The organism is Acidovorax sp. GW460-11-11-14-LB4 (genome assembly GCF_059423685.1).
This window is the reverse complement of the sequence record NZ_JBWKYJ010000076.1, coordinates 1-22,547: the sequence shown is the minus strand read 5'-3', so window position 1 is coordinate 22,547 and position 22,547 is coordinate 1. Positions and strand designations below refer to the sequence as shown.

At 66.6% G+C, this 22,547-nt stretch carries 22 protein-coding genes; 6 read left to right on the top strand and 16 right to left on the bottom strand.

Annotated features, from left to right (window positions below; genetic code table 11):
- The first annotated feature begins 279 nt into the window (after positions 1-279).
- The 4 genes from hda (at position 280) to folK (ending at position 4,013) form a co-directional block, all read left to right on the top strand.
- Entirely contained in the window at positions 280-978 is a 699-nt protein-coding gene (gene hda, locus AC07X4_RS20515; RefSeq protein WP_056748298.1) for a DnaA regulatory inactivator Hda, read from the top strand.
- 179 nt (positions 979-1,157) lie between these two features.
- The gene (locus tag AC07X4_RS20510) at positions 1,158-1,862 is read left to right on the top strand and encodes a histidinol-phosphatase (RefSeq protein WP_494741130.1); all 705 of its coding nucleotides are present in this window, start codon (positions 1,158-1,160) and stop codon (positions 1,860-1,862) included.
- Positions 1,863-1,899: 37 nt separating this feature from the next.
- A complete protein-coding gene (gene pcnB, locus AC07X4_RS20505) occupies positions 1,900-3,489 on the top strand; it encodes a polynucleotide adenylyltransferase PcnB (protein ID WP_494741129.1) in 1,590 nt (529 codons plus the stop codon).
- Positions 3,486-4,013 (top strand): 2-amino-4-hydroxy-6-hydroxymethyldihydropteridine diphosphokinase, encoded by a 528-nt coding sequence (gene folK, locus AC07X4_RS20500; RefSeq protein WP_494741128.1) that lies wholly within the window; start codon positions 3,486-3,488, stop codon positions 4,011-4,013. The genes pcnB and folK overlap by 4 nt, the downstream gene beginning before the upstream one ends.
- Positions 4,014-4,290: 277 nt before the next feature.
- Here the strand turns inward: folK and AC07X4_RS20495 are convergent, their stop codons facing one another.
- The 4 genes from AC07X4_RS20495 to AC07X4_RS20480 all read right to left on the bottom strand — a co-directional run bounded on the left by AC07X4_RS20495 (position 4,291) and on the right by AC07X4_RS20480 (position 9,339).
- The gene (locus tag AC07X4_RS20495) at positions 4,291-5,274 is read right to left on the bottom strand and encodes a Bug family tripartite tricarboxylate transporter substrate binding protein (RefSeq protein ID WP_494741127.1); all 984 of its coding nucleotides are present in this window, start codon (positions 5,272-5,274) and stop codon (positions 4,291-4,293) included.
- Positions 5,275-5,346: 72 nt separating this feature from the next.
- Positions 5,347-6,033, bottom strand: a complete 687-nt coding sequence (locus AC07X4_RS20490) for a response regulator transcription factor (RefSeq protein ID WP_260668231.1) — start codon at positions 6,031-6,033, stop codon at positions 5,347-5,349.
- Complete coding sequence (locus AC07X4_RS20485) at positions 6,030-8,234, bottom strand: ATP-binding protein (protein ID WP_494741126.1); 2,205 nt, start codon at positions 8,232-8,234, stop codon at positions 6,030-6,032. Before AC07X4_RS20485 ends, AC07X4_RS20490 begins: the two co-directional genes overlap by 4 nt.
- A 40-nt stretch (positions 8,235-8,274) precedes the next feature.
- A complete protein-coding gene (locus tag AC07X4_RS20480) occupies positions 8,275-9,339 on the bottom strand; it encodes a CDP-6-deoxy-delta-3,4-glucoseen reductase (RefSeq protein ID WP_099730953.1) in 1,065 nt (354 codons plus the stop codon).
- Between the two features lie 48 nt (positions 9,340-9,387).
- Here AC07X4_RS20480 and AC07X4_RS20475 point away from each other — a divergent pair, with 48 nt between their 5' ends.
- Entirely contained in the window at positions 9,388-10,332 is a 945-nt protein-coding gene (locus AC07X4_RS20475) for an SDR family oxidoreductase (RefSeq protein WP_494741125.1), read from the top strand.
- A 50-nt stretch (positions 10,333-10,382) separates the two neighbouring features.
- On the opposite strand, the gene AC07X4_RS20470 is transcribed toward AC07X4_RS20475, so the two are convergent.
- The 7 genes from AC07X4_RS20470 to AC07X4_RS20440 all read right to left on the bottom strand — a co-directional run bounded on the left by AC07X4_RS20470 (position 10,383) and on the right by AC07X4_RS20440 (position 15,884).
- On the bottom strand, positions 10,383-11,042 hold the full coding sequence (locus AC07X4_RS20470) for a DUF4124 domain-containing protein (RefSeq protein WP_494741124.1): 660 nt from the start codon (positions 11,040-11,042) through the stop codon (positions 10,383-10,385).
- 45 nt (positions 11,043-11,087) lie between these two features.
- A complete protein-coding gene (locus tag AC07X4_RS20465; protein WP_494741123.1) occupies positions 11,088-11,633 on the bottom strand; it encodes a hypothetical protein in 546 nt (181 codons plus the stop codon).
- A gap of 339 nt (positions 11,634-11,972) precedes the next feature.
- The gene (locus AC07X4_RS20460; protein ID WP_015015359.1) at positions 11,973-12,932 is read right to left on the bottom strand and encodes a chemotaxis protein; all 960 of its coding nucleotides are present in this window, start codon (positions 12,930-12,932) and stop codon (positions 11,973-11,975) included.
- Positions 12,933-13,071: 139 nt separating this feature from the next.
- Positions 13,072-13,374: an antibiotic biosynthesis monooxygenase family protein gene (locus AC07X4_RS20455; protein ID WP_494741122.1), complete on the bottom strand. Its 303-nt coding sequence runs from the start codon at positions 13,372-13,374 to the stop codon at positions 13,072-13,074.
- 33 nt (positions 13,375-13,407) lie between these two features.
- Positions 13,408-14,286: a LysR family transcriptional regulator gene (locus tag AC07X4_RS20450; protein ID WP_494741121.1), complete on the bottom strand. Its 879-nt coding sequence runs from the start codon at positions 14,284-14,286 to the stop codon at positions 13,408-13,410.
- A 29-nt stretch (positions 14,287-14,315) separates the two neighbouring features.
- Positions 14,316-14,720 carry a hypothetical protein gene (locus AC07X4_RS20445; RefSeq protein ID WP_494741120.1) on the bottom strand — a complete coding sequence of 135 codons (405 nt, stop codon included), beginning with the start codon at positions 14,718-14,720 and terminating at the stop codon, positions 14,316-14,318.
- Positions 14,721-14,981: 261 nt separating this feature from the next.
- Positions 14,982-15,884 (bottom strand): LysR family transcriptional regulator, encoded by a 903-nt coding sequence (locus AC07X4_RS20440; RefSeq protein ID WP_494741119.1) that lies wholly within the window; start codon positions 15,882-15,884, stop codon positions 14,982-14,984.
- A gap of 113 nt (positions 15,885-15,997) precedes the next feature.
- On the opposite strand from AC07X4_RS20440, the gene AC07X4_RS20435 reads away from it, so the two are divergent.
- Complete coding sequence (locus AC07X4_RS20435) at positions 15,998-16,639, top strand: NAD(P)-dependent oxidoreductase (protein WP_494741118.1); 642 nt, start codon at positions 15,998-16,000, stop codon at positions 16,637-16,639.
- A gap of 57 nt (positions 16,640-16,696) precedes the next feature.
- Here AC07X4_RS20435 and AC07X4_RS20430 read toward each other — a convergent pair whose 3' ends face one another.
- From AC07X4_RS20430 to AC07X4_RS20410, 5 genes are all read right to left on the bottom strand, one after another.
- Positions 16,697-17,389, bottom strand: coding sequence for a CPBP family glutamic-type intramembrane protease (locus AC07X4_RS20430; RefSeq protein WP_494741117.1), 693 nt, complete (start codon positions 17,387-17,389; stop codon positions 16,697-16,699).
- Positions 17,390-17,572: 183 nt separating this feature from the next.
- Positions 17,573-18,853 (bottom strand): TRAP transporter large permease subunit, encoded by a 1,281-nt coding sequence (locus AC07X4_RS20425; protein WP_494741116.1) that lies wholly within the window; start codon positions 18,851-18,853, stop codon positions 17,573-17,575.
- Between the two features lie 33 nt (positions 18,854-18,886).
- Complete coding sequence (locus AC07X4_RS20420) at positions 18,887-19,456, bottom strand: TRAP transporter small permease (protein ID WP_494741115.1); 570 nt, start codon at positions 19,454-19,456, stop codon at positions 18,887-18,889.
- Positions 19,457-19,484: 28 nt separating this feature from the next.
- Entirely contained in the window at positions 19,485-20,714 is a 1,230-nt protein-coding gene (locus AC07X4_RS20415; protein ID WP_494741114.1) for a fumarylacetoacetate hydrolase family protein, read from the bottom strand.
- A gap of 53 nt (positions 20,715-20,767) precedes the next feature.
- Positions 20,768-22,547: IlvD/Edd family dehydratase (locus AC07X4_RS20410; RefSeq protein ID WP_494741113.1), on the bottom strand; the 1,780-nt coding region annotated here is incomplete at its 5' end.

Below are 22,547 nucleotides of genomic sequence, written 5' to 3'. Positions count from 1 at the left end.
GGAGGTGTCATGGTGCAAGGCAGGGGGCGGTGGTGCCGGGCGGCGGCCCAGGGGGCTGGCAGCAGACTAAAATCGCGGCCATTGTCGCCCAGCCCCTGCGAGGGAGCCGGTCGGTGACCACGCGCCGTATGCCACTTTGTCGCCGCGCCTGGCCGCAGTCATCGACGGCCCGGTGCCTTCCCACCCACTTGTGATGCCGCTGCTGACCCTCTTCCTGACCGCCGCTTCCGCACCTTCCGCCACGGTTCAGCCTGCATTGTGCGGGCGCCGCGCATGACGATGAAGCAACTGGCGCTGGACATCGGCCTGGCCACCGGGCCCACCCTCGACCGTTTTTTTGCCGGGCCCAACGAGGCCGCGCTGCAGCACCTGCGCCTAGCCGCCGGGGCGGGCAGCAGTGAAGCCACCCGCTCCCCGGTGCCCACCTACCTCTGGGGCGAGCCGGGCAGCGGCAAGACCCATTTGCTCCAGGCCGTGCGCCAGGCCCTGCGCGAGCAGGGCTCCAGCGTGGGCTGGCTCGACCCCTCGGTGGGTGAGCCGCCAGACTTTGACGAGCGCTGGGCCGCCGTGGTCATGGACGACGTGCACCTGTACAGCACCGCCCAGCAGGCCACGGCCTTCAACTGGTTCGTCAATGCCATCAGCCCCGCCAGCGGTAGCCAGCGCTGGGTGCTGGCGGCTGGCGATCTGCCTCCCGCCGACCTGCCGCTGCGCGACGACCTGCGCAGCCGTCTGGGCTGGGGCCATGTGTTCCAGCTGCAACTGCTGGGTGAGGCCGAGCGCCGCGCCGTGCTGCGCCAGGAGGCCGATGCGCGCGGCGTGTTCCTGGGCGACGAAGTCATGGACTACATGCTCAACCGCTTTTCGCGCGACCTGGGCAGCCTGATGCAGCTGCTGGACCAGCTCGACGCCTTTGCCTTGCGCACCCAGCGTGCCATCACGATTCCGCTGCTCAAGACAATGCTCGAGTCGGAATAAAAAATGAGGGACAACCCCCTGAGCGGCTGCGCCGCTTCCCCCTTCTCTCGCTGTGCTGCGCACCGCGGGAAGGAGGACGCCGCCAGCGCGGCGGGGCGGCCCTTGCGCGGCGGCCGCTGGGTTTGGGCAGCGACAGTTTTTGCAACCGCTCGCGCAGCGCAACTTATTGAATGATTGAAATGCAAAGAAGCCGCCTTCGCTTGGCGCTGTTTGACCTAGACCACACGCTGCTGCCGCTCGACTCTGACTACGAGTGGGGCGAGTTCACCATCCGCATCGGCTGGAACGACCCGGTGGAGTTCGCGCGCCGCAACGACGAGTTCTATGCCCACTACCAGGCGGGAACGCTCGATGTACACGACTACGTGCGTTTTGCGACCGAGGCCGTGCGCCTGCGCGGGCCCGAGGCCGCAGCGGCGGCGCACCGACAGTTCATGCGCGAGGTCATCACCCCCGCCATAAAGCCTCAGGCGCTCGACCTGATCCGCCAGCACCAGGCAGCGGGCGACGAGGTGGTGATCGTCACTGCCACCAACGAGTTCGTGACCACCCCCATCGCCCAGGCGCTGGGGGTGCCGCAACTGCTGGCCGTGCAGCTGGTGCGCGACGCCAGCGACTGGTACACCGGCGAGATTGACGGTATTCCGACCATGCGCGAAGGCAAGGTGCGCCGCATGGAACAATGGCTGGCCGAGCGGCGGCTCAGCTGGGCCGACGTGGAGAGCACGTTCTATAGCGACTCCATGAACGACGTGCCCCTGCTGGAGAAGGTGAACCACCCGGTCGCCACCAACCCCGACCCGCGCCTGCGCGCCCTGGCCCAGGAGCGCGGCTGGCGCATACTGGACCTGTTTGCCGAGCCTGCCAGCCAGACGGCCTCCTGACCCCCTGCGCTCGCAGTCCCCTGATATCTCCCTACCCATGATCAAGAAGTTCATCGACAAACTGCTGGGCAAATCGACGCCCGGGACCTCGGGCGGCAAGCCCCATTTCGGCAAGCGCGAAGAGGTGCCCGCCAGCGTGCACGGCATCAACCCCGAGCTGGTGGACCGCCGCGCCGCCGAGGTGGTGCAGACGCTCAAGGACGCTGGCTTCGAGGCCTACATCGTGGGTGGCGCTGTGCGCGACCTGCTGCTGGGCCTGCGCCCCAAGGACTTCGACGTGGCCACCAACGCCACGCCCGAGCAGGTCAAGGGCCTGTTTCGCCGCGCGTTCATCATCGGCAAGCGCTTTCGCATCGTGCATGTGGTGCACGGCCGGGGCCGCGAGCACGAGGTGATCGAGGTCTCCACCTTCCGCGCCTACCTCGACAATGCCGCAGCGGGTCAGGTGGCTGGCAACGAAAAGACCAGCAAGGCGCAGCTGTCGGGCATGCAGCATGCCGTGGACGCCAGCGGCCGCGTGCTGCGCGACAACGTCTGGGGCCCGCAGGACGAAGACGCGACGCGCCGCGACTTCACCGTGAACGCCATGTACTACGACCCGGTCAGCCAGATCGTGGTCGACTACCACAAGGGTTTGCAGGACGCGAAGAAGAAGACGCTGCGCATGATTGGCGACCCCGCCACGCGCTACCGCGAAGACCCGGTGCGCATCATCCGCGCCGTGCGTTTTGCGGCCAAGCTCAGCCCGCTGGGCTTCAGCATCGATGCCAAGTCGGCCGCGCCGCTGGTGCAGTCGCAGGCCCTGCTGGCCGAGGTGCCCCAAAGCCGCATGTTTGACGAAATGCTCAAGCTGCTGCAGACCGGGCACGCCATCGCCACCATCGAGCAGCTGCGCAAGCTGGGCATGTCCAAGGGCATCTACCCGCTGCTGGACGTGGCCGTGGAGCGCGCCGACACACCGTTTGTCAAAGCGGCCCTGGTGGACACCGACCGCCGCGTGAACGAAGGCAAGCCCGTGGCCCCCAGCTTCTTGCTGGCCTGCGTGCTGTGGGAAGACGTGCGCAATGGCTGGCAGGAGCGCCTGAACCAGCGCCAACACCCGCTGCCCGCGTTGCAAGAGGCCATCGACGAAGTGTTCGACAAGCGCATCGGCGACGTGTCGGGCCGGGGCAAGCTGGCCGCCGACATGCGCGAGATCTGGGTCATGCAGCCCCGCTTTGAAAAGCGCGTGGGCAACACGCCCTTCGGCATGGTCATGCAGCCGCGTTTCCGTGCCGGGTTCGACTTCATGCGCCTGCGCGCCGATGTGGGCGAGGTCGAGGAAGCGCTGGCCGAGTGGTGGCAAGACTTCCAGGCGGCCGACGATGAGCGCCGTGACGACCTGATGGACCAGGCCAAGGAAGAGCAGAAGGCCCGCCAGAAAGCGCAGCCTGTGGTCAAGCGTGTGCCTCGCAGTGCACCTGCTGCGGCACCACGTGCCCCGGGCACCGTCCAAGACACTGACCATGCGGGCGGCGAGACGGAATGGGCTGCCGAAAGTGGTGCGCCCAAGAAGCGTCGCCGTCGTCGCCGCAAGCCCGGTGGTGGTGGCGGCGAAGGTGCAGCATCTGCTGCGGCTGGCGAGTGAGTTGGCCGGACGTGGGGGAGCAGGCTGAGCGGCCCTCTCGGGTCTATGTGGGCCTGGGGGCCAATCTGGGAGAGCGGCAAGCCGCCTTGCGCAAGGCATTGGCGGCCATGGGTCAATTGCCCGGCACGCGGGTCCTGCGCGTGTCGCCGCTCTATGGCAGCGCACCGGTCGATGCCGGTGGCCCGGACTACCTCAACGCCGTGGCCGAAGTGGCCACCACCCTCACCCCCGAGGCCCTGCTGCAGGCGCTGCAGGCCATCGAACAGTCCGCCGGGCGCGAGCGCCCCTACCGCAATGCACCCCGCACGCTGGACCTGGACATCCTGTGGTTTGGCGACCAAGTGATCGACACCCCCACCCTCACCGTGCCCCACCCCCGCATGGCCGAACGCGCGTTCGTGCTGCGCCCCCTGGCCGATCTGGTGCCTGGGCGGGTGGATGCGTCGGCGTTGCAGGCCGTAGCGTCTCAGGACATCCACCAGCTGGAAGGCCCGGCTTGGGTGGGCGCTTTGTCGGGTGAATGATTTGCTCCTAAATTGGGAGCTTTTTGCGCTTTATAGGTAAGCGCTAGGGCCTGAAAAGGCTTAAAAATAGTCCCGTCTGTATTGGCTGTGTGTGCGACAGATGAAACAGACGCGGTCCAACGCCAGTGCCACCGTGGAACCGGCTCCGCCGGGCTTCGGGTGGCGTCTCTCTCGGGGGCTGGGAGGCCGCAGCCGCAAGCTTGCCCGCGCAGGCGTGGACGGCATCGAAGAGCTACCGCCTCAGGCGGCAGCACCGAGCGGATTGCGTCTCAGAGCGTCAATCGACTTTTGCCCCGGACGCCTTCACCACCTGCTGGTACTTGGCACGCTCGCTGGCCATGAAGCTGTCGAACTGCTGCGGCGTGGTGGTCACGGGCTCCGCCAGCAATGCGGCAAAGCGGGTCTTCGTTTCGGGCGCGTTCAGTGCCGCCACAAAAGCCTTGTTCAGCTTGTCGATGATGGGCTTGGGCGTGGCGGCCGGCGCCACCAGGCCCCACCAGGTGTCGATGGAAAAACCCTTGAAAGTCGCGGACAGCGGTGGCACGCCTGGCAGCGAGGCCGAGGCGTCGAGCGAGGTCACGGCCAGCGCCTTGAGCTTGCCCGCGCGGATGTTGGGCGCTGCGGCGGCCAGATTGTCGATGTTGAAGTCCACCTCGCCCGCCAGCAGTGCCAGCTGGGCCGGGTTGGCGCCCCGGTAGGGGATGTGCAGCGCGTAGATGCCGGCGCGCTGCTTGAACATCTCGCCCGCCAGGTGGCCCGCGCTGCCGTTGCCGCCACTGCCGTAGTTGAGCTTGGCGGGGTTAGCCTTGGCGTAGGCGATGAGGTCGGTCACGGTATGGATCTTGAGTTGCTCAGCCTTGGCGGCGTTCATGACCAGCACATTGGGCACGCGCACCATCTGCGTGATGCCGGCAAAGTCCTTGCCTGCGTCATAGGGCATGCGGGCATACAGCCAGGGGTTGACTGCGTGGGTGGCGGTGGCCGCGATGCCAATGGTCAGGCCATCGGGTGCAGCCTTGGCAATCGCGTCGGCGCCGATGTTGCCGCCCGCGCCGCCCTTGTTGTCGATGATGACCGTGCCCAGCGATTCGCGCACGCGCTCGGCCAGTGCGCGGGCCGTGACGTCGATGGGGCCGCCCGGGGCATACGGCACGATCAGGCGGATGGGCTGGCCGGCATCCTGAGCCCAGACGGCGGGGGACGAAAAAGCCGTTGCGGTGGCAGCGGCGGTGGCGAGGAGGATGAGGTTTCTGCGGTTCATGGGCGCCATTGTGCAAAAAAATCGTAAGAAAGCTTATGAAGCCCTGAGGGGGTGATGGTCAGGCGGGGACGTTCATGCCGTGCGAGGCGCGCTGAGCGCCACGCCCAGGTCTTCCACCAGCATGCCCAGTTCGTGCGACGAGCGGATGTCCAGCTTCAGGAAGATGGCGGACCGGTGCGTGTCCACGGTGCGCGGGTCGATGGGGCGCTCCGGGTCACGCTGCGCCAGCGCACGGGCCACTTCCTTGCTGCTGAGGCCCGTGCCCAGCAGTTGGGCCACCTCTTGCTGGCGTGGGCTCAGGGCGTTCCAGCGCTCGCGCAGCTGGTGCTGCCGTTGTGTCTGCCGTGCCTGCGTTTGCGACAGCGTGGAGGCCTTTTCGACAGCGGCCAGCAAGGTGGCTTCGTTGCACGGTTTTTCGAGCCAGTCCACCGCCCCTTGTTTGACGGCTGCCACGGCGGAGGACAGCTCACCGTGGGCCGATAGGAACACGGTCTTGAGCGCGCTGTGGCGCTGGCCGAGTTCGTGGAATACCTGCAGCCCGCTCAAGCCTTCCATGCGCAGGTCCAGCAGCACGCAGCCGGGGTGGTCCAGTGCAGCCTGCGCCAGAAAGGCCTCGCCGCTGTCGAAGGCCCGCACCGAGTACCCGCGTGCCAGCAGCAGTGCGGCCAGCGATTGGCGCACGCCTTCGTCGTCGTCCACGATGTAGACCACGGTGGGGTCCGGCGAGTCAGCGGCGATGGGGGCAGTGTCGTAGGTCATGGCGCGGTGGCATTCTCGGTGGCGGGGGGGCATGGCAGGCGGATCTCGAAGACCGCGCCGCCGCCTTCTCGATTGCGGGCCTGTAATTGGCCCCCCATGCTTTCAATGATGGAGCGGCAAATGTTGAGACCCAGGCCGAGACCGTCGGAACGTGTGGTGAAGAAAGGCTCGAACAGGCGCTCGGCGATGCCGGGCGGCAGGCCTGGGCCCCGGTCCAGCACTTGCACCAGCGCTTGGCCATCGTCTGCGGCTATGCGCAGCCGCAATTCGTGCCCGCCGGGCGGGGGCTGGTGGGTCTGCATGGCCTGCAGGGCATTCAGGCCCAGGTTGATCACCACCTGCTCCAGCAGCACACGGTCTGCGTTCACCGGCAAAGGGGCTCCGGCTTGTTCCACACGCACAGGGATCCCCTGGCGGCGAGCCTCGGCGCGCAAGAGCAGCTCCAGCGACTGCTCCACGATGGCAGACAGATCACAAGGCTCGCGGCTTTCAGGGTGCTGGCGCACCCAGCGGCGGATGCGGCCCACGATGTCGGCGGCCCGCAGCGCCTGGGCCGACAGGGCCTCCAGGCTGTCGTGGAGGGGGCCGGTCTTGCCCTGGGCGGCCAGCGCCCGTGCGGCGGCCGCATAGTTGACCAGGGCGGCCAGCGGCTGGTTCAGCTCGTGGGCCAGGGTGGATGCCATCTCGCCGACGGTGATCACGCGCTGCACCCGCTGCAGCTGGGTCTCGCGCTGCTGCTGCTGCTCTTCGGCCCGCTTCTGCGCGGTGATGTTGACCACCGAGCTCATCCAGCCGATGTGCTGGCCGCTGCCGTCGATCAGGCGTGTGGTGTAGAACATCGTGTACACGTCCGACCCGTCACGATGCCTCAGCCGGTTCTCCCGCCCCTGCGGAAACGCGTTGCCAGCCAGCACGGTGTCGCTGTCGTTCCAGTGGCGGTCCAGCTCGTCAGGGTGCCAGTACGGGTAGGGCGGCAGCTGGCCGATGAGTTCGTCGGCCCGGTAGCCCACCATATCGCACATGGCCGCGTTGACATAGACGATGCGCCCTTCGAGGTCGCGGGCGCGCATGCCCACCAGCAGCGAGTCCTCCATGGACTGGCGGAACGCCTGGGCTTGCTGCAGCGCGTGGGTACGCTCCTGCACGCGCTGCTCCAGTTCGATGCGGGCCAACCGGTTTTCGGCGAGGCGCCGCTCGCGCAACTGCCAGTACAGCGCGCCCAGCACCAGCAGGCCCGACGCCAGCGTGGCCAGTGCCCAGGCCTGTTGCCGCGCCAGGGCCACCACGCGGCTGTCGGCAGTGACGGTGAGGGTCCAGCCCAGGTCGGGCAGCTTCTCTTCGAACGCCAGGTAGCTTTTGCCGCCCGTGCCGTCCAGGCGCAGTTCGGCACCGGGCGGGTCGTCTTGTGGGCGCAGGGTCCAGGGCACGGCGCGCGGGGTCCATCCTGTGCCGTACTGTTCGTTGTGCTGCAGCTGCTGCACGAGTGGGGTGGGCAAGGGCTGGCTGGTGCGGTAGAGCCAGCCGGGCACGGAGCCGAGAAAGACGATGCCCCGCTCGTCCGTCACGAACACTGGATCGCGCAGCTGGGCCCATGGGTCCGAGATGGGTTCCATGCGCACCTTGACCGCCACCACGCCGATCACGCGGCCCGCATCGACCACGGGGGCTGAGACAAACAGGCCGGGTTCGCCCGTGGTCTTGCCCACGCCATAAAAGCGGCCCGTCTGGCCCGCCAGGGCATCGCGAAAGTACGGCCTGTTGCCGTAGTTCTGGTGCACAAAGCTGTTGGGGGTGTCCCAGTTGCTGGACGCGAGGGTGAGGCCCTGCGGGTCCATCACGTACAGCATGTCGGAGCCCGCGTGCTGGTTCACCGCCTGCAGGTAGGCGTTGGCGGCGTCCCGCACGGCCTGTGATGCGGGCCGCTGCAGTAGCTGCCGCACCAGCGGGTGCTGCGCGGCCGTGAAGGGCAGGTAGTTGTAGCGCGTGGCCACGCCACGCAGCGCCAGGGCTTGCACCTCGCCCAGGCGGCGCAGGTTGTCCCACTGGGCGTCGCGTTCGCTTTGCTCGGCCCATTCGCCAGCGCCCCACACCAGCAGGGCCGCCAGGCACAGCAGCGTGGCAATGAAGCCTCCGCGCCGGACTTGATTCCAGCGGCGGGGCGCGCCCTGCGGGGCTGGCGGGGCGGGCGCTGCACGCACCATGGGTCGGTCCAGGTGTCTTTATCGGCCTTGCGGGGGCGTGTCAGCCGCCGTGTTTGTCGGCTTCCGACGTGAATGCGTCGGCAAAAAACTCTTCCGGCGGCAGGCCGCGCTGGGCGCTGTAGGCGTCACGGGCGGACTCGACCACGATGGGCGCGCCGCAGGCATAGACCTGGTGACCTGAGAGATCCGCAAAGTCGTCCAGCACCGCCTGGTGCACAAAGCCTGTGCGGCCGGTCCAGCCGTCCTCGGGCAGCGCGTTGGAAATGACCGGAACGTAGCGCAACCACGGCAATTCGGCCACGCGGGCCTGCACCCAGTCGGCCAGGTACAGATCGCCAGGGCGACGGCCGCCCCAGTACAACACGGTGGGGCGGCTGATGCCCTTGAACTGCAGGTGCTCGATCAGCGCCTTGATGGGGGCAAATCCGGTGCCGGATGCCAGCAGCACGATGGGCTTGTCGGAGTCTTCGCGCAGGAAAAAACTGCCGAACGGGCCTTCGACACGCAGGATTTCCTTCTCTTTCATCGCCCCAAACACATGGTCGGTGAACTTGCCGCCGGCCATGTGTCGAATGTGCAGCTCCACACCCGGTGCCTCTGCCTGGGTGTGCGGCGCATTGGCCATCGAGTAAGCGCGTCGGGCGCCGTCGCGCAGGATGAACTCGATGTACTGGCCCGCGTGGTATCGGAAGGTGTCTGCGGCAGGCAGCTGCAGGCGCACCTGCATCACGTCGTCTGATTTCTTTTCGAGCGAGGCCACGCGCACTGGCATCTTCTTGACGGGGTAGGCGCTTTCGTCGGTGACCTGGCGCGATTCGAGCACCACGTCGGACAGTGGCTGTGCGCAGCAGGTCAGCACCAGGCCTGCGGCCTCTTCGTCGGCCGTGAGGGCCTTGGATTGGTGGGCGCCGTGCTGCACGGTGCCGCTGAGTTTTTTGCACTTGCACGAGCCACAGGCGCCGTCCTTGCAGCCGTAGGGCAGGCCCACGCCACTGCGGATGGCGGCGGCCAGGATGGCTTCGCCCGCATTGGCACTGAAAGCGCGGCCACTGGGCTGCACGGTGATCTGAAACGCTGCGGTGGTGGCAGCCTCGGCGCTGGTCATGTGTGGGTATCCTTGGAGTCGTCTCTAGCTAAGCAAACGGACCCGATTTTGCCCTCAAACCAGAACCCCCTCGGCGCGCTGCCAGCGCGCTTTCGTCGCGAACGCCTGCTCATCGTGGGCTGTGGTGATGTAGGTCAACGGGTGCTGCGCCATCTGCAGACGGGCCCCGGGGCCGGGCGCATGCAGGTGTTGGCACTGACCTCCAGCGCTGGGCGGGTGGCGGAGCTGCGGGCACAAGGGGCCCGGCCTCTGGTGGGCAATCTGGACGATGCAGGCACCTTGCGCAGGCTATCCGGCCTGGCGACGCGGGTGCTGCATCTGGCGCCCCCGCCGGGGGAGGGCGCAGGGGGCGATGCCTGGTGGCGTGACCCTCGTACCGTGGCGCTGACCCGCGCGCTGCGGCTGCGCACCTTGCCAATGTCGTTGGCCTACGCGTCCACCAGCGGTGTGTATGGCGACTGCCAGGGGGCCCTGGTGCCAGAGACTCGGGCCGTGGCCCCCGGCACACCTCGCGCCCAGCGCCGTGTGAATGCCGAGCGCGCCGTGCGCCACTTGGGCCGTGCCGGCGTGCGGGCCACCGTGTTGCGCATTCCGGGCATCTACGCCCCCGACCGCGAGGGCGGTACGCCTGAGGCCCGCTTGCGCCGGGGCACGCCCGTGCTGGTGGCCGAGGACGATGTGTTCACCAACCACATCCATGCCGAAGACCTGGCGCGCGCCTGCATGGCGGCCGTGTGGAAGGGGCGCCCGCAGCGCGCCTACAACGTGAGCGACTCCACCCACATGAAGATGGGCGACTACTTTGACATGGCGGCTGATCTGTATGGCCTGCCTCGCCCGCCGCGCGTGCCTCGCAGCACGGCGCAAGAGCAGCTGTCGCTGATGCTGCTGAGTTTCATGAGCGAATCGCGCCGGCTGGACAACCAGCGCATGCTGCGCGAGCTGGGTCTGCGGTTGCGCTACCCCAGTGTGGTCGAGGGGTTGCGAGCCTGAGAGGCTGGAGAAATCCGCACTCTCCTCACCTTGCCCACATGGGCGCCCGATCAGCGGGGGTAGCTATTGCCCTGGGCGTCGTAGCACCGGAACACGTTGCACTGTGTGAATTTTTTGGGGGTGGGCGCCGGCGGCTGCACGGGCGTAGGCCGCACCGGGTAATGCGGTGGGGGCACGACGACTACCGGCGTCGTGGTGCTAGTTGACCGTGGGCGGGACTTCTCCACCTCCGCATAGCCCTGAGGGCCCAGGCAGTCCAGGTCGACCTGCCGCTGCGCCGCCTCCACCCGCAGGTTTTGTTCGTAGCCGCCGCCGGTGACACTGCTCAACACCACATCCAGGTTGCGCCGTGAACGGGCGCACTCCGGGGAGCGTGCGTAGTCTGTGGGTTTGGCAGGAGCGGTCTGGTCGCGTTGTGTATTGCGCCGTGATTCGGTCTCGGCGGCGGTCGCCTCGGCCTGCAAGCGCTGCTGTTTGCGCGCCAGCGCCTCGGCGGCTTCTTCGCGCTCCTGCTGGATCTCCTGCGGAGTTTTGCGGGCCTCCACCTCACGCACGGTGGTGCCGCTGGCGCATTTGCCGTCGGTGTAGGTGACCTTGCCCGTGGCAGCGTCGGTGCAGCGCACCACCTGCGCCTGGGCACCCAATGGAGGTAGTGCGCCCAGAAAGACCACGCACAGGCCAGCGATGAGGGTATGGGTACGTGGTTTCATGGTGGCTGGAGAGTTGTGGGGGGTAGCGGGGTCAGCGCCAGGCCATCACGGCTTGTCCGGGCTGTTGGACTGCTGGCGCGAGCGCCAGTCGTACGGACTCGGGGTGTAGCTGTCGGGTGCCAGGCGGCCGGGACGGTTTTCGCGGTTGCGGCGGTCTTCAGCAGCGCGGCGATCCCGTTCGGCCTGCTCCCGGCGGGCCTGGTCCTGTTCTCGGGCTCGGCGATCCAGTTCACGGGCCTGCTGGTCGCGGCGTTCGCGTTCGCGGGCTGCCCGGTCGCGCTCAGCGCGGTCACGCTCTCTTTCGCGCCAGTCATTGCGGTTACGGTCGTTGTCCCACCGGTTGTCGTCGCGGTCACGTCCGCCGTAGTAGATGGCGGGCGGTGGCGGCGGGGCCGAATAGATCACGCCAGGCGCACGGTATACAGGCGGCGCCTGGTACACCGGCGGCGGGGCACTGTAGATGTAGCCTGGCTGTTCGTACACCGGGTAGCGCGGGGAGTCGTAATAAGGGTCGCCCGGCACGGTGGCACACCCCGTCACCAGGGCCCCCAGGACCGTGGCGGAAAGAATGCGGGTGATGGTGTAGGTCATGGTGATCAGACTCCGGCCGGGTGGGCGCGTTCCGCCTTGTCCGTAAAGCCCATGAAAAGCGCTCCGGTGGAGCGTTACAAATTTCAGGGGTCTGGCACAGGGGGCCAATCACTTTAGCGCGTGGGGACGGCTTTTGGTTGACTCGGCGCATGCACAGGTGCCGATGGAGGCTGTAACAACCCGTGAATATGGGGCACGCCTGCTGCTTGATATTGTCAAAAATGATAGCTATCAGAGTACGTTTTATGGACGCAATCAACTGATTCAATCAAAAAGTCGGACCTGTAAAAAACAAACGGCCCCGCAAGGCCGTTGTGTTCCAGCGGATAGGGCGCCGGTTTACTTGGGCAGTACGCGGCGAATGGTCTCCGCCAGGTCTTCCGCCACAAACTTGGCCACATAGCCATCGGCCCCGACGCTGCGCACATGGTCTTCGTTGGCCGAGCCCGACAGCGAGGAATGGATGACCACCGGCAGCCCATGAAAGCGGGCGTCCTGCTTGATGTTGCGCGTCAGCGTGAAGCCGTCCATCTCCGGCATTTCCAGGTCGGTCAGCACCATGGCCACGCGGTCAAGCACCGTCTTGCCCTCGGCCTCGGCACTTTTGGCGATGGCATTGAGCCGGTCCCAGGCCTCCTTGCCGGATTTCACCATTTCATACGGCGCGTTGAGCACCTTGAGCTCTTGCTCGATGAGCGAGCGGGCCACGAACGAGTCGTCCGCCGCCAGGATGATGCAACCAGGCTTGAGCTTGAGTTTGGCGCCCACCTTTTCCTCTGTGACCTCGTGACCGTCAGAGGGCGAGATCATCTGCAGGATGGCTTCCACGTCCAGCACCTGCGCGAGGCGGGACTCGTCGGTGTTGCCGTCCAGACGGGCAATGCTGGTCACCAGCTTGCCAGCAGCGCCGCTGGTTTCCGCGGACAGCACCTGTTTCCAGTCCAGGCGCACGATGTCTTCCACCGACTCGACCGCAAACGCCTGGGTGGTGCGTGCGTACTCTGTGACCAGCATGATGTTCAGGCCCGTCTGTGGCTTGCAACCCACGATGGAGGGCAGGTCCAGCACCGGAATCACCTGTCCTCGCAGGTTGACCACCCCGAGCGAATGGGCCGTGGTGCCCGCAATCGGCGTGATGCTGGGCATGGCCACGATTTCGCGGATCTTGAAGACATTGATACCGAACAGCTCGGACTTGCCCAAGGCGCTGTCGATGCCCAGGCGAAACAGCAGCAGCTCGAACTTGTTGGTGCTGGTGAGGTTGGTCCGCTCGTCGATGTCCTGCTGGATGGCTTTCATGTTGGATCCTTCGCGCGGTAATGAAGATACGAAGATACGCGCTTTTACAAATTCTAGGACCCAAACGGCACGCGCAGTGCGCTAAATCTTCAGGCAATACCCGAATAGTGCACTGCAGCATCCGTGCGTGGCGGCGCCGTCACACCCTGTCCGGCGTGACCGGCTCAAAGTGCACAACGGTGGGGAACGGATCGTAAAAATGGTGCAGCAGCCGTTTCCACTCCTGGTACTGGGCGGACTGGCGGAAACCCACCTCGTGGTCGGCCAGGGTGGCCCAGCGCACCAGCAGCACATAGTCCTGTGGCCGCTCCATGCAATGCCCCAGCTCATGGGACAGGTAGCCGGGCATGGAGGCAATGATGCGCTGCGCCTGGGCAAATGCCTGTTCAAACGCGCTGTTCTGGCCAGGGCGGACGGTGAGGTGGGCAATTTCCAGAATCATGGGGGTGGCCAGAGGGGTGGATGGGGCAGGGGATCAGACCACATTGCTGCGCTGCGTGGGCTCGGGCTGGGCTGCGGTGGCCTTCATGCCGTCCGCCAAGCGGTGCAGCAGACCGAGCAGGGGCGCGTCCGACGCGTCGCAGGCCAGGCCAATGTGGCGCGAAAAGGCCAGGGGCCCGTCCAGCGGGCGGGTGAGCGCGCGGCGCGCCTGGGCTGCATGCGACTGCGGCACGACGGCCAGGCCCATACCCGCGTCCACCATGTGCAGCAGCAGCTCCTCGCGCGCGGCGCTGGCCAGCACCTGCAGCGCAATCCCCCGCTCTGCCAGCAGACGGATGAAGGACTTGTGCAGCGGGCAATAGGGCCACTCGATGAGGGGCAGGTTTTCAATGTCTGCCAGGCCAAAGCGCTTCTTGAAGCGCAGCGGGTGCTGCTCGGGCACCAGCATCACATAGGGCTCGTGCCACAGCGGCACAAAGGTGTCGCCCGGCGACTTGCAGTGCTCGGCCACCATGCGCAGCCGCGCTTCTTGCGCGCTGGCGGTGAGCCGCACCATGGTGTGGGGCAGCTCCTGCGCGATGTGTGCGAACAGGGGCGCGGCCTGCTGCACCATCAGGTCGTCCTGCAGGAAGATGCCCAGCGTTTCACGCGGTGCATCGCGAAAGTCGCGCACCATGGCGCTGGACTGGGCCAGCAGGCTGCAGGCGCGGGGGTACAGCCGGTGCGCGGCGGGCGTAGGCGCCAGGCCCTGGCGGCTGCGCTCGAACAGGGTGGTTTCGAGCGCATCCTCCAGCCCCTTGATGGCCATGCTGATGGACGGCTGCGCCACAAAGCAGCGGCGCGAGGCGGCCGTGACCGAGCGCTCTTCATAGGCCGCTACAAAGTAGCCCAGGGCGCGCAGGTCAAACAGCATGGTGGCGGAGCCTTTCTTGGATCGGGTTGTCAGACCGGGGTGATGGCGGTGACGGTCTCGCGGAAATAGTCCACTTGGCCGTTCTGCGAATGGCTGGTGATCCAGGTCACGGATTCCACTTCGCGCTGTTGTACCGCATAAAAGAAGCGCTGGTGAAAGTGCGTGAGCACCCAGTCGTTGCCCAGCGGCTGGCTGTGGGTGTGCAGGATCTTCGTGCCGCGCGGGAACACATCCACCCCCAGGCGCTGCACCACGGCCATCGCCTCGGCCTTGTTGCGGGCGATTTGCCAGCTGGTGTCGGCATCGTCGCGGTAGTGGTCAATGCGGAAGTCCACATCGTCGGCAATAGTGGCCAGCAGTGTGGGCACGTCCTGCTGCTCGAAGGCGGTCAGCACGCGGTCGATGGGGAAGGTCAGTGGCGGGTTGGTCGTCATGTCGGGTCTCCGGTGGGTGGTGGGGTCAATCCATCAAACAAACCCTGGCCAGGGAGCCGCAACTGTAGGCAGAGCACGGCGCCCACACAACGATGGAATTTGTGGGTCCGTGCGATAAAAAATCGATGGGTGCCGACGAGCAAGGCTCGGAGCGGCTCACAAAACCCAGCGTAGCGGTTCTGGCTAGGCGCTGCGTCGCAGGCAGTGCGAGCAGTACGACAAGACGCGGCAACGACGCCAGAAGGGTTTTGGTGGCCGCTCTCAGTCCGAAATACCGGGCACCTGCCGCAGGTAGGCATGCAGTGCCGCGATGGACTGGCGCACCTTGGCGGGCTGGGCATCGCGTTGGGGCGTGACGGCCCAGATGTCCAGCGTGCCAAACGACCAGTCGGGCAGCAGGCGCACCAGCCGCCCGGCCTGCAGTGCTTCGTGCGAATCCATGCTGCCCACCAACGCCAGGCCCAGCCCGGCCTCGCACATCTGCTGGATCGAGAGCTGGTTGTTGCTGGCAATGCGCGGCTCCACCCGCAGTGCGCGCGGCTCGCCGCTGGGACTGCGCAGGTCGATGAGCAACCCGCCCCCCTCGCGCGCGAAGCCCAGCCAGCTATGGGACAGCAGCGCATCCGGGTGCTGGGGCACGCCGTGTGCGGCCACCCATTCGGGTGATGCGCACAGGTACCAACTCATGCCCCCCAGGCGCCGGGCCGCCCAGGTCGAATCCGCCAGGCGCCCGTAGCGCACGGCCAGGTCGATGCGTGCGTTGATGAGGTCGATGGTGGAGTCGTCCACCAGCAGCCGCAGGCGCAGCGCCGGGTGCGCGGCCAGCAGTTCACCCAGGGCGGGTGCGATGTGCCGCGCAAACCCCACGGTGGCCGACATCCGCAATTCGCCACTGGGCGCATCGCGGGAGGCTGCCAGCTCGGCGCGCGCTTGCTCCGCCGCCGCCCACATGGCAGCGCAGCGCGCGTGGTAACGCTGGCCCGCCTCGGTGAGCGCCAACTTGCGCGTGGAGCGGTGCAGCAGCGTCACGCCGCCGTCGCTTTCGAGCTTGCGCACCTGCTGGCTCACCGCCGAAGTGCTCATGCCCAGGGCGCGCGCGGCGCCGCTCATCGAGCCGTGCTGCACCACGGCGGCGAAAACAGCCATGCGTTTGAGATCTTCCATGCGTTCGATTGTGAAGCACAGCTTCAAAGATAAGGCGGTTTTAGCCATCTACCGCCTGTTTTGACAAGCTCCTATTCTCACTACATCACAACTTTGACCCCAAGGACATCGATATGAAAATCGCCCTGATTGGCGCCACCGGCTTTGTCGGCTCGGCCGTGCTGAACGAACTGCTGCAACGCGGCCACCGTGTGACCGTGCTGGCCCGCAATCCCGCAAAGCTCACGGCCCGCGAAGGTCTGACCGTGGTCGCCGCAGACGCGCAGGACGCCACCCAGGTGGCCCAGGCTGTTGCGGGCCACGACGCGGTGGTGAGCGCCTACAACCCCGGCTGGACAGTGCCAGACATCCACGACCAGTTCCTCAAGGGCACCCGCGCCACCATCGACGGCACCAAGCAGGCCGGCGTGCGCCGCTTTCTGATGGTGGGCGGCGCAGGCAGCCTGTTTGTGGCACCCGGCCTGCAGCTGGTGGACACGCCCCAGTTCCCCACCGAATGGAAGCAGGGCGCCCTGGCAGCCCGAGAGGCGCTGAACTGGATCCGCACCGAAAACACGCTGGACTGGACCTTCCTCTCGCCCCCCATCCTGCTGCAGCCCGGCGAGCGCACCGGCCAGTACCGCCTGGGCGACGAAGCCCCGCTGATGAACGGCGAACAGCCCGGCAGCATCAGCGTGGCGGACCTGGCCGTGGCCATCGTGGACGAGCTGGAAACGCCGCGCCACGTGCAAAAGCGGTTCACGGTGGCGAACTGAGCCTTTTCGGATTGACAGGGGCTGCGTCCAGTGGGCGCAGCCCTTTTCTTTGTGACTTCAGGAAAAAGCCGCCAGGTCGATCAGTGTGTGGCCCAGCACTATGGGCCACAGGGTTCTCCAGTGCAGGAACCAGCGGCACATCGCCCCATGCGCAAAGAAGGCCGCGATCACGCCGTGCCTGCCGTGCTCCCAGTGCGCCAGCGCAAAGATGGTTGATACGCAGAGTGTGAAGCGCATTTCTGAAGGATGTTGGCGTGCACTGGCGTACAGCAGCCATGGCAGCCCAATGAAAAAGATGCTCTCCACCAGCCCGGCGCTGACTGCCGCATAGATTTGCACCGCCACACCCGCCAGGCCCTGAGGGAAAAGTTGCACCAACTGGAAGCTGCCAGGCGACGGGCCGAGTACCCGCCACGACAAGTTTCTCGCCACCAGAAAGGCCAGCCCTGCGGTGACGAACACCATCAGCCCCTGTCCTGCAAGGGGCCACAGGTTTTTTCCGGGCGGAACGAGTCCGTAGTGTGGTGGGTGCAATGCGGCTTTGTGGGCGAGCAGTCCCAGCAAGAGAGCCGGAAGCACTACCCATTGAAGCCCGTCAACCGCCCAGAAGATCGGTGCTCCCCTGCTTCCCAGGGCCGGTAAGTAAAAGCCATTGAGTTGCCAGACGAGTAGCACCGGGATCAGGGACCAGCCCACGAGCAGCTGTTGCCTGGTAGTGAGAAAAAACGGCCGTTTCAATGTCGAGATCAAGCGCCTCTCCGGGATGCTGGTAGTTGGTCATCCCGCTCACCTGTCTCGGAAAACGTTGACCGATGCGGGGAGGATCATCTTCTCCTCAGCTGGATGGTCCAGCCGCATCGCCAAACGCCTGGGCGTGAAATAGTCCCCAACGCGCCCCACAGATACATCTGCAGGCGCGTTGGGCGGGGTCTCTCACCCGATGAACCACCGCATCGGCACCAGTACGATCGATGGAAACAGCACCATCAGGAACATCACCGCAAACTGCGCCACCATGAACGGGATGACGCCCCGCGTCACGTCATCCATGCGCATCTTGCCCACGCCCGCCACCACATTCAGCACGGTACCGACTGGCGGGGTGATGAGCCCGATGGCGTTGTTGATGATGAACAGCACGCCGAAGTACACCGGGTCGATGCCTGCCGCCTTCACCACCGGCATCAGCACGGGCGTGAGGATGAGGATGGTGGGCGTCATGTCCATGGCCGTGCCCACGGCCATCACCAGCACCATGATGGCGATGAGCAGCAGCGTGGGGTGTTCCATCAGGGGCTTGAGCAGGTTCACCAGCTGGCGCGGGATATCCGCCACCGTGATGAGCCAGGCGCTGACCATGGCGGCCGCCACCAGGAACATGATCACGGCGGTGGTCTTGGCGGCACTGATGAACACATAGGTCAGCTGGCGCCAGTGCAGCTCGCGGTAGACCAGCGTGGCCACCAGCAGGGCGTACACGGCAGCGACGGCCGCCGCCTCGGTGGGGGTGAACACGCCCATCTTCAAGCCCACGATCACGATCACCGGCAGGAACAGTGCCCAGGTCGATTCCCTGAGCGCCTGCAGCTTTTCGGCGGTGGATGCTTTGGGCGGTGGCGTGACGTTTTCGCGCTGCGACACCCAGTACCAGGTGATGGCAATCGCCAGCCCCATCAGCAGCCCGGGCACGATCCCCGCCAGGAAGAGCTTGCTGATCGACACATTGGCCGCTACGCCGAACACCACGAAGCCGATGGACGGCGGAATCACCGGCGCGATGATGCCGGCCGAGGCAATGAGCCCGCCTGCGCGCGCCTTGTCGTGCCCGGCCTTCACCATCATGGGCAGCAGCAGGGCCGCCAGTGCCGCCGTGTCGGCCACGGCGGAGCCCGACAGCGCCGCCAGCATGCAGGCCGCCAGGATGGCCACGAACCCCAGCCCGCCCCGCTTGTGCCCCACCAGCGTGAGCGCGAGCTTGACGATGCGCTGCGACAGCCCACCCACGTTCATGATCTCGCCCGCCAGCATGAAGAAGGGCACGGCCAGCAGCGGAAAACTGTCCGCGCCGTTGATCACGTTCTGCGCCAGGATCTGCGCGTCGAACAGGTCCAGGTGCCACATCAGGGCCGCGCCGGACACGAGCAGCGCGTACGCAATCGGCACGCCGATGGCCATGGCGGCCAGCAGGGAGCCGAGGAAGATAAAGACGGTCATGGGAGAGCGCTCCAGGTCATTGCGATGTGGGGTTCACTGGCGTGAAGCCGTGGGCGCGGGGGCTGTGTGCGGCAACTGGCTGCCCACAGCGGCCAGTTCTTCGGATTCGGCGATGTGCAGCAGCTCGTTGTCGGGCATCTGCCCCGACACAATCCGCCACAGGTCCAGCGCCAGCAGCAGCCCCGCCGCCACGGCAAACACCACACCCGACGCATAGAAGATGGCCATGGATGCACCGGTGACCGGCGCATCCACATCCCAGTTGATGTGCGCCTGTGCCAGCGCGCCGCTGAAGAGCAGCCAAGTGCACCAGATCATCAGCGCGTAGCTGATGGCGAGGCAGATGCGCTGACCCAGCGGCGGCAGGCGTGCCAGCAGAAAGTCCGTGCCCAGGTGGCCCCGCTCGCGCACCGCCACGATGGCGCCCAGGAAGGTGATCCACACGAACAGCCAGCGCGAGACCTCCTCGCTGATGGCGATGCCGGAGTTGAACGCGTAGCGCAGCACCACATTGCCGAACACCATCACTACCATCACGGCCAGCGCCAGGGCGATGAGCAGGTTGATCCACCGGCAGCAGCGGTCGATAAGGGCATTCAGCATTGTGGTCTCCTGATTTTTTCTTTTCGACTCAGAGTGCAGCACCCTGCAGCAGCCCGCGCTGCGCCAGGTTTGCCATGAAGGCGCGCAGGCCAAAGCGCCACGGCGGCGCAGCCTCGCTGTGTGCCACGCGGTTGTGCAGCCCACCCAGCCAGGCACTCTGGATGGAGACCAGGTCGCCCAGGTGGTGGGTGAAGCCGCCGCCCGGTTGATCGCGGTCTTCGATGGGGGCGAACAGCGTGCCCATGAACAGCATGAACCCGTCCGGGTACTGGTGCGCGGCCAGGGTCTGCGCCACCAGGTCGGTGGGGTCGCGGCTGATGCTGGCCATGGTGTTGATGCCGCGCAGCTCAAAGCCGTCCGCGCCAGCCACACGCAGGTGCACCGTCTCATTGCGCACCTGCTCCAGCCCGAAGCTGGCGTCGAACAGGCGGATGAAGGGTCCTAAAGCGCATGAAGCGTTGTTGTCCTTGGCCTTACCCAGCAGCAGGGCGCTGCGGCCCTCGATGTCGCGCAGGTTCACATCGTTGCCCAGCGTGGCGCCCACGATCTGGCCCCGGCTGTTCACCGCCAGCACCACCTCGGGCTCGGGGTTGTTCCAGGCCGAGTCGGAGCGGATGCCGATGTCGTCGCCGCAGCCCACAGAGGCCAGCACCGGCGCCTTGGTGAACACCTCGGCGTCTGGGCCAATGCCCACCTCCAGGTATTGCGACCACAGGCCTTTGTCTTGCAACAGCGCCTTGAGGCGCATGGCCTCGGGCGAGCCCGGGCGGATGTCCGCCAAGTTCTGGCCGATCAGGCCGATGACCTGGCTGCGCAGGCCCTGCGCGCGGGTGGAGTCGCCGCGCGCCTGTTCTTCGATCACGCGCTCGATGAGGCTGGCCGCAAACGTCACGCCTGCCGCCTTCACTACCTGCAGGTCGCACGGGGCCAGCAGCCAGGGGCACGTGGTGTCGCGCGCGCCGGGCAGGCTGTTGGCCAGCAGGTCTTCCACGCTGCACAGGTACTGGCCGGTGGCGCTGCGCACAGCCTCTGCCGGTGCCAGGGTGTCGAGCAGCGTGCTCATGGTGGGGTAGGGCGCGCTGAGGTCGAACACACCTTCGGGCCGCAGTGCCACCACCGCCGGGCCGGGAACGGCGCCTTGGGGTGCCCACACACGGCCCACCAGCGTGCCCTGCAGGCCGTCGTCGGGAAGCACTTGCAATGCGGCCTGGGGCGCACGGGCCCGTTCGGCAACTGCCGCTGCCGTCATGTTGTTCATGGAGAGTCCTTCGAAAAAGTCCGGGAAGGCGCCAGTGGCCTACCCGTTCGTTGTCAGTGGTTGTGACGTGGCGTTTTTTCGGAGATGCGCTGAAATTCCAGCGCAAAGTCCAGCGTGGCACCATCGGCCAATTGCCCTGTTTTCTCGCGGTACAGCGCCTCCCAGGGCGACTGGCTCGCAGGCACGGGTGGGGCGGGCAGGTCGCGTTGTCGGCGCGCGATTTCCTCGGGGGCGACCAGCGCATCGCAGCGACCGGTGTTCAGGTCGATGCGGATGGTGTCGCCGCTTTGCAGCCAGGACAGGCCCCCGCCCACGGCGCTCTCGGGCGATGCGTTGAGGATGGAAGGGCTGTCTGCCGTGCCCGACTGGCGTCCGTCGCCCAGCGTGGGCAATGTGTTGATGCCGCGCCGGATCAGCGCATCGGGCGGCTGCATGTTCACCACTTCGGCCGAGCCCGGCCAGCCGATGGGGCCCGCGCCGCGCATCACCAGGATGCAGCCTTCGTCGATGTTCAAGGTTGGATCGTTGATTCGGGCGTGGTAGTCGTCCGCGCCTTCAAACACCACAGCACGGGCTTCAAAGATGCCTTCCGCGCCCGGCTGGCTGAGGTAGCGCTGGCGAAAGGCTTCGGAGATCACCGAGGTCTTCATGATCCCGAAGTCGAACAGGTTGCCGTTGAGCACCATGAACCCCGCCTTGTGCATGAGCGGGTTGCTGAAGGGGCGGATCACCTCGCGGTCGTGGGTCTCGCGGCCTTGCAGGTTCTCGCTCACCGTCTTGCCGGTCACGCTGGCGCAGTCGGCATGCAGTTTGCCGGCCTGCTGCAGCTCCCACATCAGCGCGGGCACGCCGCCTGCGCGGAAGAAGCGTTCACCCAGAAACTGCCCCGCAGGCTGCATGTTCAGCAGCAGGGGCAGGTCGTAGGCGTGGTCGGTCCAGTCTTGCGCGTCCAGCTGCACGCCCGCGTGGCGCGCCATCGCCATGATGTGCACCTGCGCGTTGCTGCTGCCGCCCGCCACGCTCACCACTGACAGCGCGTTCAGAAAGCTCTTGCGCGTCAGGATGCGCGAGGGGCGCAGGTCTTCATACGCCATTTCCACGATGCGACGCCCGGTCTCGTAGGCCATCTGGCCGCGCTCGCGGTAGGGCGCTGGAATGGCCGCGCAGCCCGGCAGCGACAGGCCCAGCGCCTCTGCCACGGCGTTCATGGTCGATGCCGTGCCCATGGTGTTGCAGTGCCCGGCCGAGGGCGCGCTGTTGCAAGCGCGTTGCAGAAACTCTTCCTCGTCAATCTCGCCCGCCGCGAGCTGGCGGCGGCTGCGCCAGATCACGGTGCCCGAGCCCACCAGCTGCCCCTCGTGCCAACCATCGAGCATCGGCCCGCCTGAAAGCACGATGGCCGGGATGTCCACGGTGGACGCGGCCATGATGCCTGCCGGTGTGGTCTTGTCGCAGCCGGTGGTCAGCACCACCGCGTCGATGGGGTAGCCGTACAGGATCTCCACCAGCCCCAGGTACGCCAGGTTGCGGTCCAGCGCGGCCGTGGGGCGGCGGCAGTTTTCAAAGATGGGGTGGACGGGGAACTCCATCGGGATGCCGCCCGCATCGCGGATGCCGTCGCGCACGCGGCGCGCCAGGTCCAGGTGGATGCGGTTGCAGGGCGACAGGTCGCTGCCCGTCTGCGCAATGCCGATGATGGGCCGGCCCGAGCGCAGCTCTTCGGGCGTGAGCCCGTAGTTCATGAACCGCTCCAGGTACAGCGCGGTCATGTCCGAGCGCTCGGGCGCGGCAAACCATTCGCGGGAGCGGAAGGGGCGGCGGGGTGTTTGGGTC

Coding starts and splice junctions, on each gene's coding strand:
- AC07X4_RS20450 (WP_494741121.1), bottom strand. CDS start 14,286: ATGCTGTTTGACCTGCGCGCCCTGGGCTACTTTGTAGCGGCCTATGAA.
- pcnB (WP_494741129.1), top strand. CDS start 1,900: ATGATCAAGAAGTTCATCGACAAACTGCTGGGCAAATCGACGCCCGGG.
- AC07X4_RS20425 (WP_494741116.1), bottom strand. CDS start 18,853: ATGACCGTCTTTATCTTCCTCGGCTCCCTGCTGGCCGCCATGGCCATC.
- AC07X4_RS20490 (WP_260668231.1), bottom strand. CDS start 6,033: ATGACCTACGACACTGCCCCCATCGCCGCTGACTCGCCGGACCCCACC.
- AC07X4_RS20470 (WP_494741124.1), bottom strand. CDS start 11,042: ATGAAACCACGTACCCATACCCTCATCGCTGGCCTGTGCGTGGTCTTT.
- AC07X4_RS20495 (WP_494741127.1), bottom strand. CDS start 5,274: ATGAACCGCAGAAACCTCATCCTCCTCGCCACCGCCGCTGCCACCGCA.
- AC07X4_RS20415 (WP_494741114.1), bottom strand. CDS start 20,714: ATGAACAACATGACGGCAGCGGCAGTTGCCGAACGGGCCCGTGCGCCC.
- AC07X4_RS20460 (WP_015015359.1), bottom strand. CDS start 12,932: ATGAAAGCCATCCAGCAGGACATCGACGAGCGGACCAACCTCACCAGC.
- AC07X4_RS20445 (WP_494741120.1), bottom strand. CDS start 14,720: ATGACGACCAACCCGCCACTGACCTTCCCCATCGACCGCGTGCTGACC.
- AC07X4_RS20485 (WP_494741126.1), bottom strand. CDS start 8,234: ATGGTGCGTGCAGCGCCCGCCCCGCCAGCCCCGCAGGGCGCGCCCCGC.
- AC07X4_RS20440 (WP_494741119.1), bottom strand. CDS start 15,884: ATGGAAGATCTCAAACGCATGGCTGTTTTCGCCGCCGTGGTGCAGCAC.
- AC07X4_RS20480 (WP_099730953.1), bottom strand. CDS start 9,339: ATGACCAGCGCCGAGGCTGCCACCACCGCAGCGTTTCAGATCACCGTG.
- AC07X4_RS20510 (WP_494741130.1), top strand. CDS start 1,158: ATGCAAAGAAGCCGCCTTCGCTTGGCGCTGTTTGACCTAGACCACACG.
- AC07X4_RS20435 (WP_494741118.1), top strand. CDS start 15,998: ATGAAAATCGCCCTGATTGGCGCCACCGGCTTTGTCGGCTCGGCCGTG.
- AC07X4_RS20420 (WP_494741115.1), bottom strand. CDS start 19,456: ATGCTGAATGCCCTTATCGACCGCTGCTGCCGGTGGATCAACCTGCTC.
- AC07X4_RS20465 (WP_494741123.1), bottom strand. CDS start 11,633: ATGACCTACACCATCACCCGCATTCTTTCCGCCACGGTCCTGGGGGCC.
- hda (WP_056748298.1), top strand. CDS start 280: ATGAAGCAACTGGCGCTGGACATCGGCCTGGCCACCGGGCCCACCCTC.
- AC07X4_RS20455 (WP_494741122.1), bottom strand. CDS start 13,374: ATGATTCTGGAAATTGCCCACCTCACCGTCCGCCCTGGCCAGAACAGC.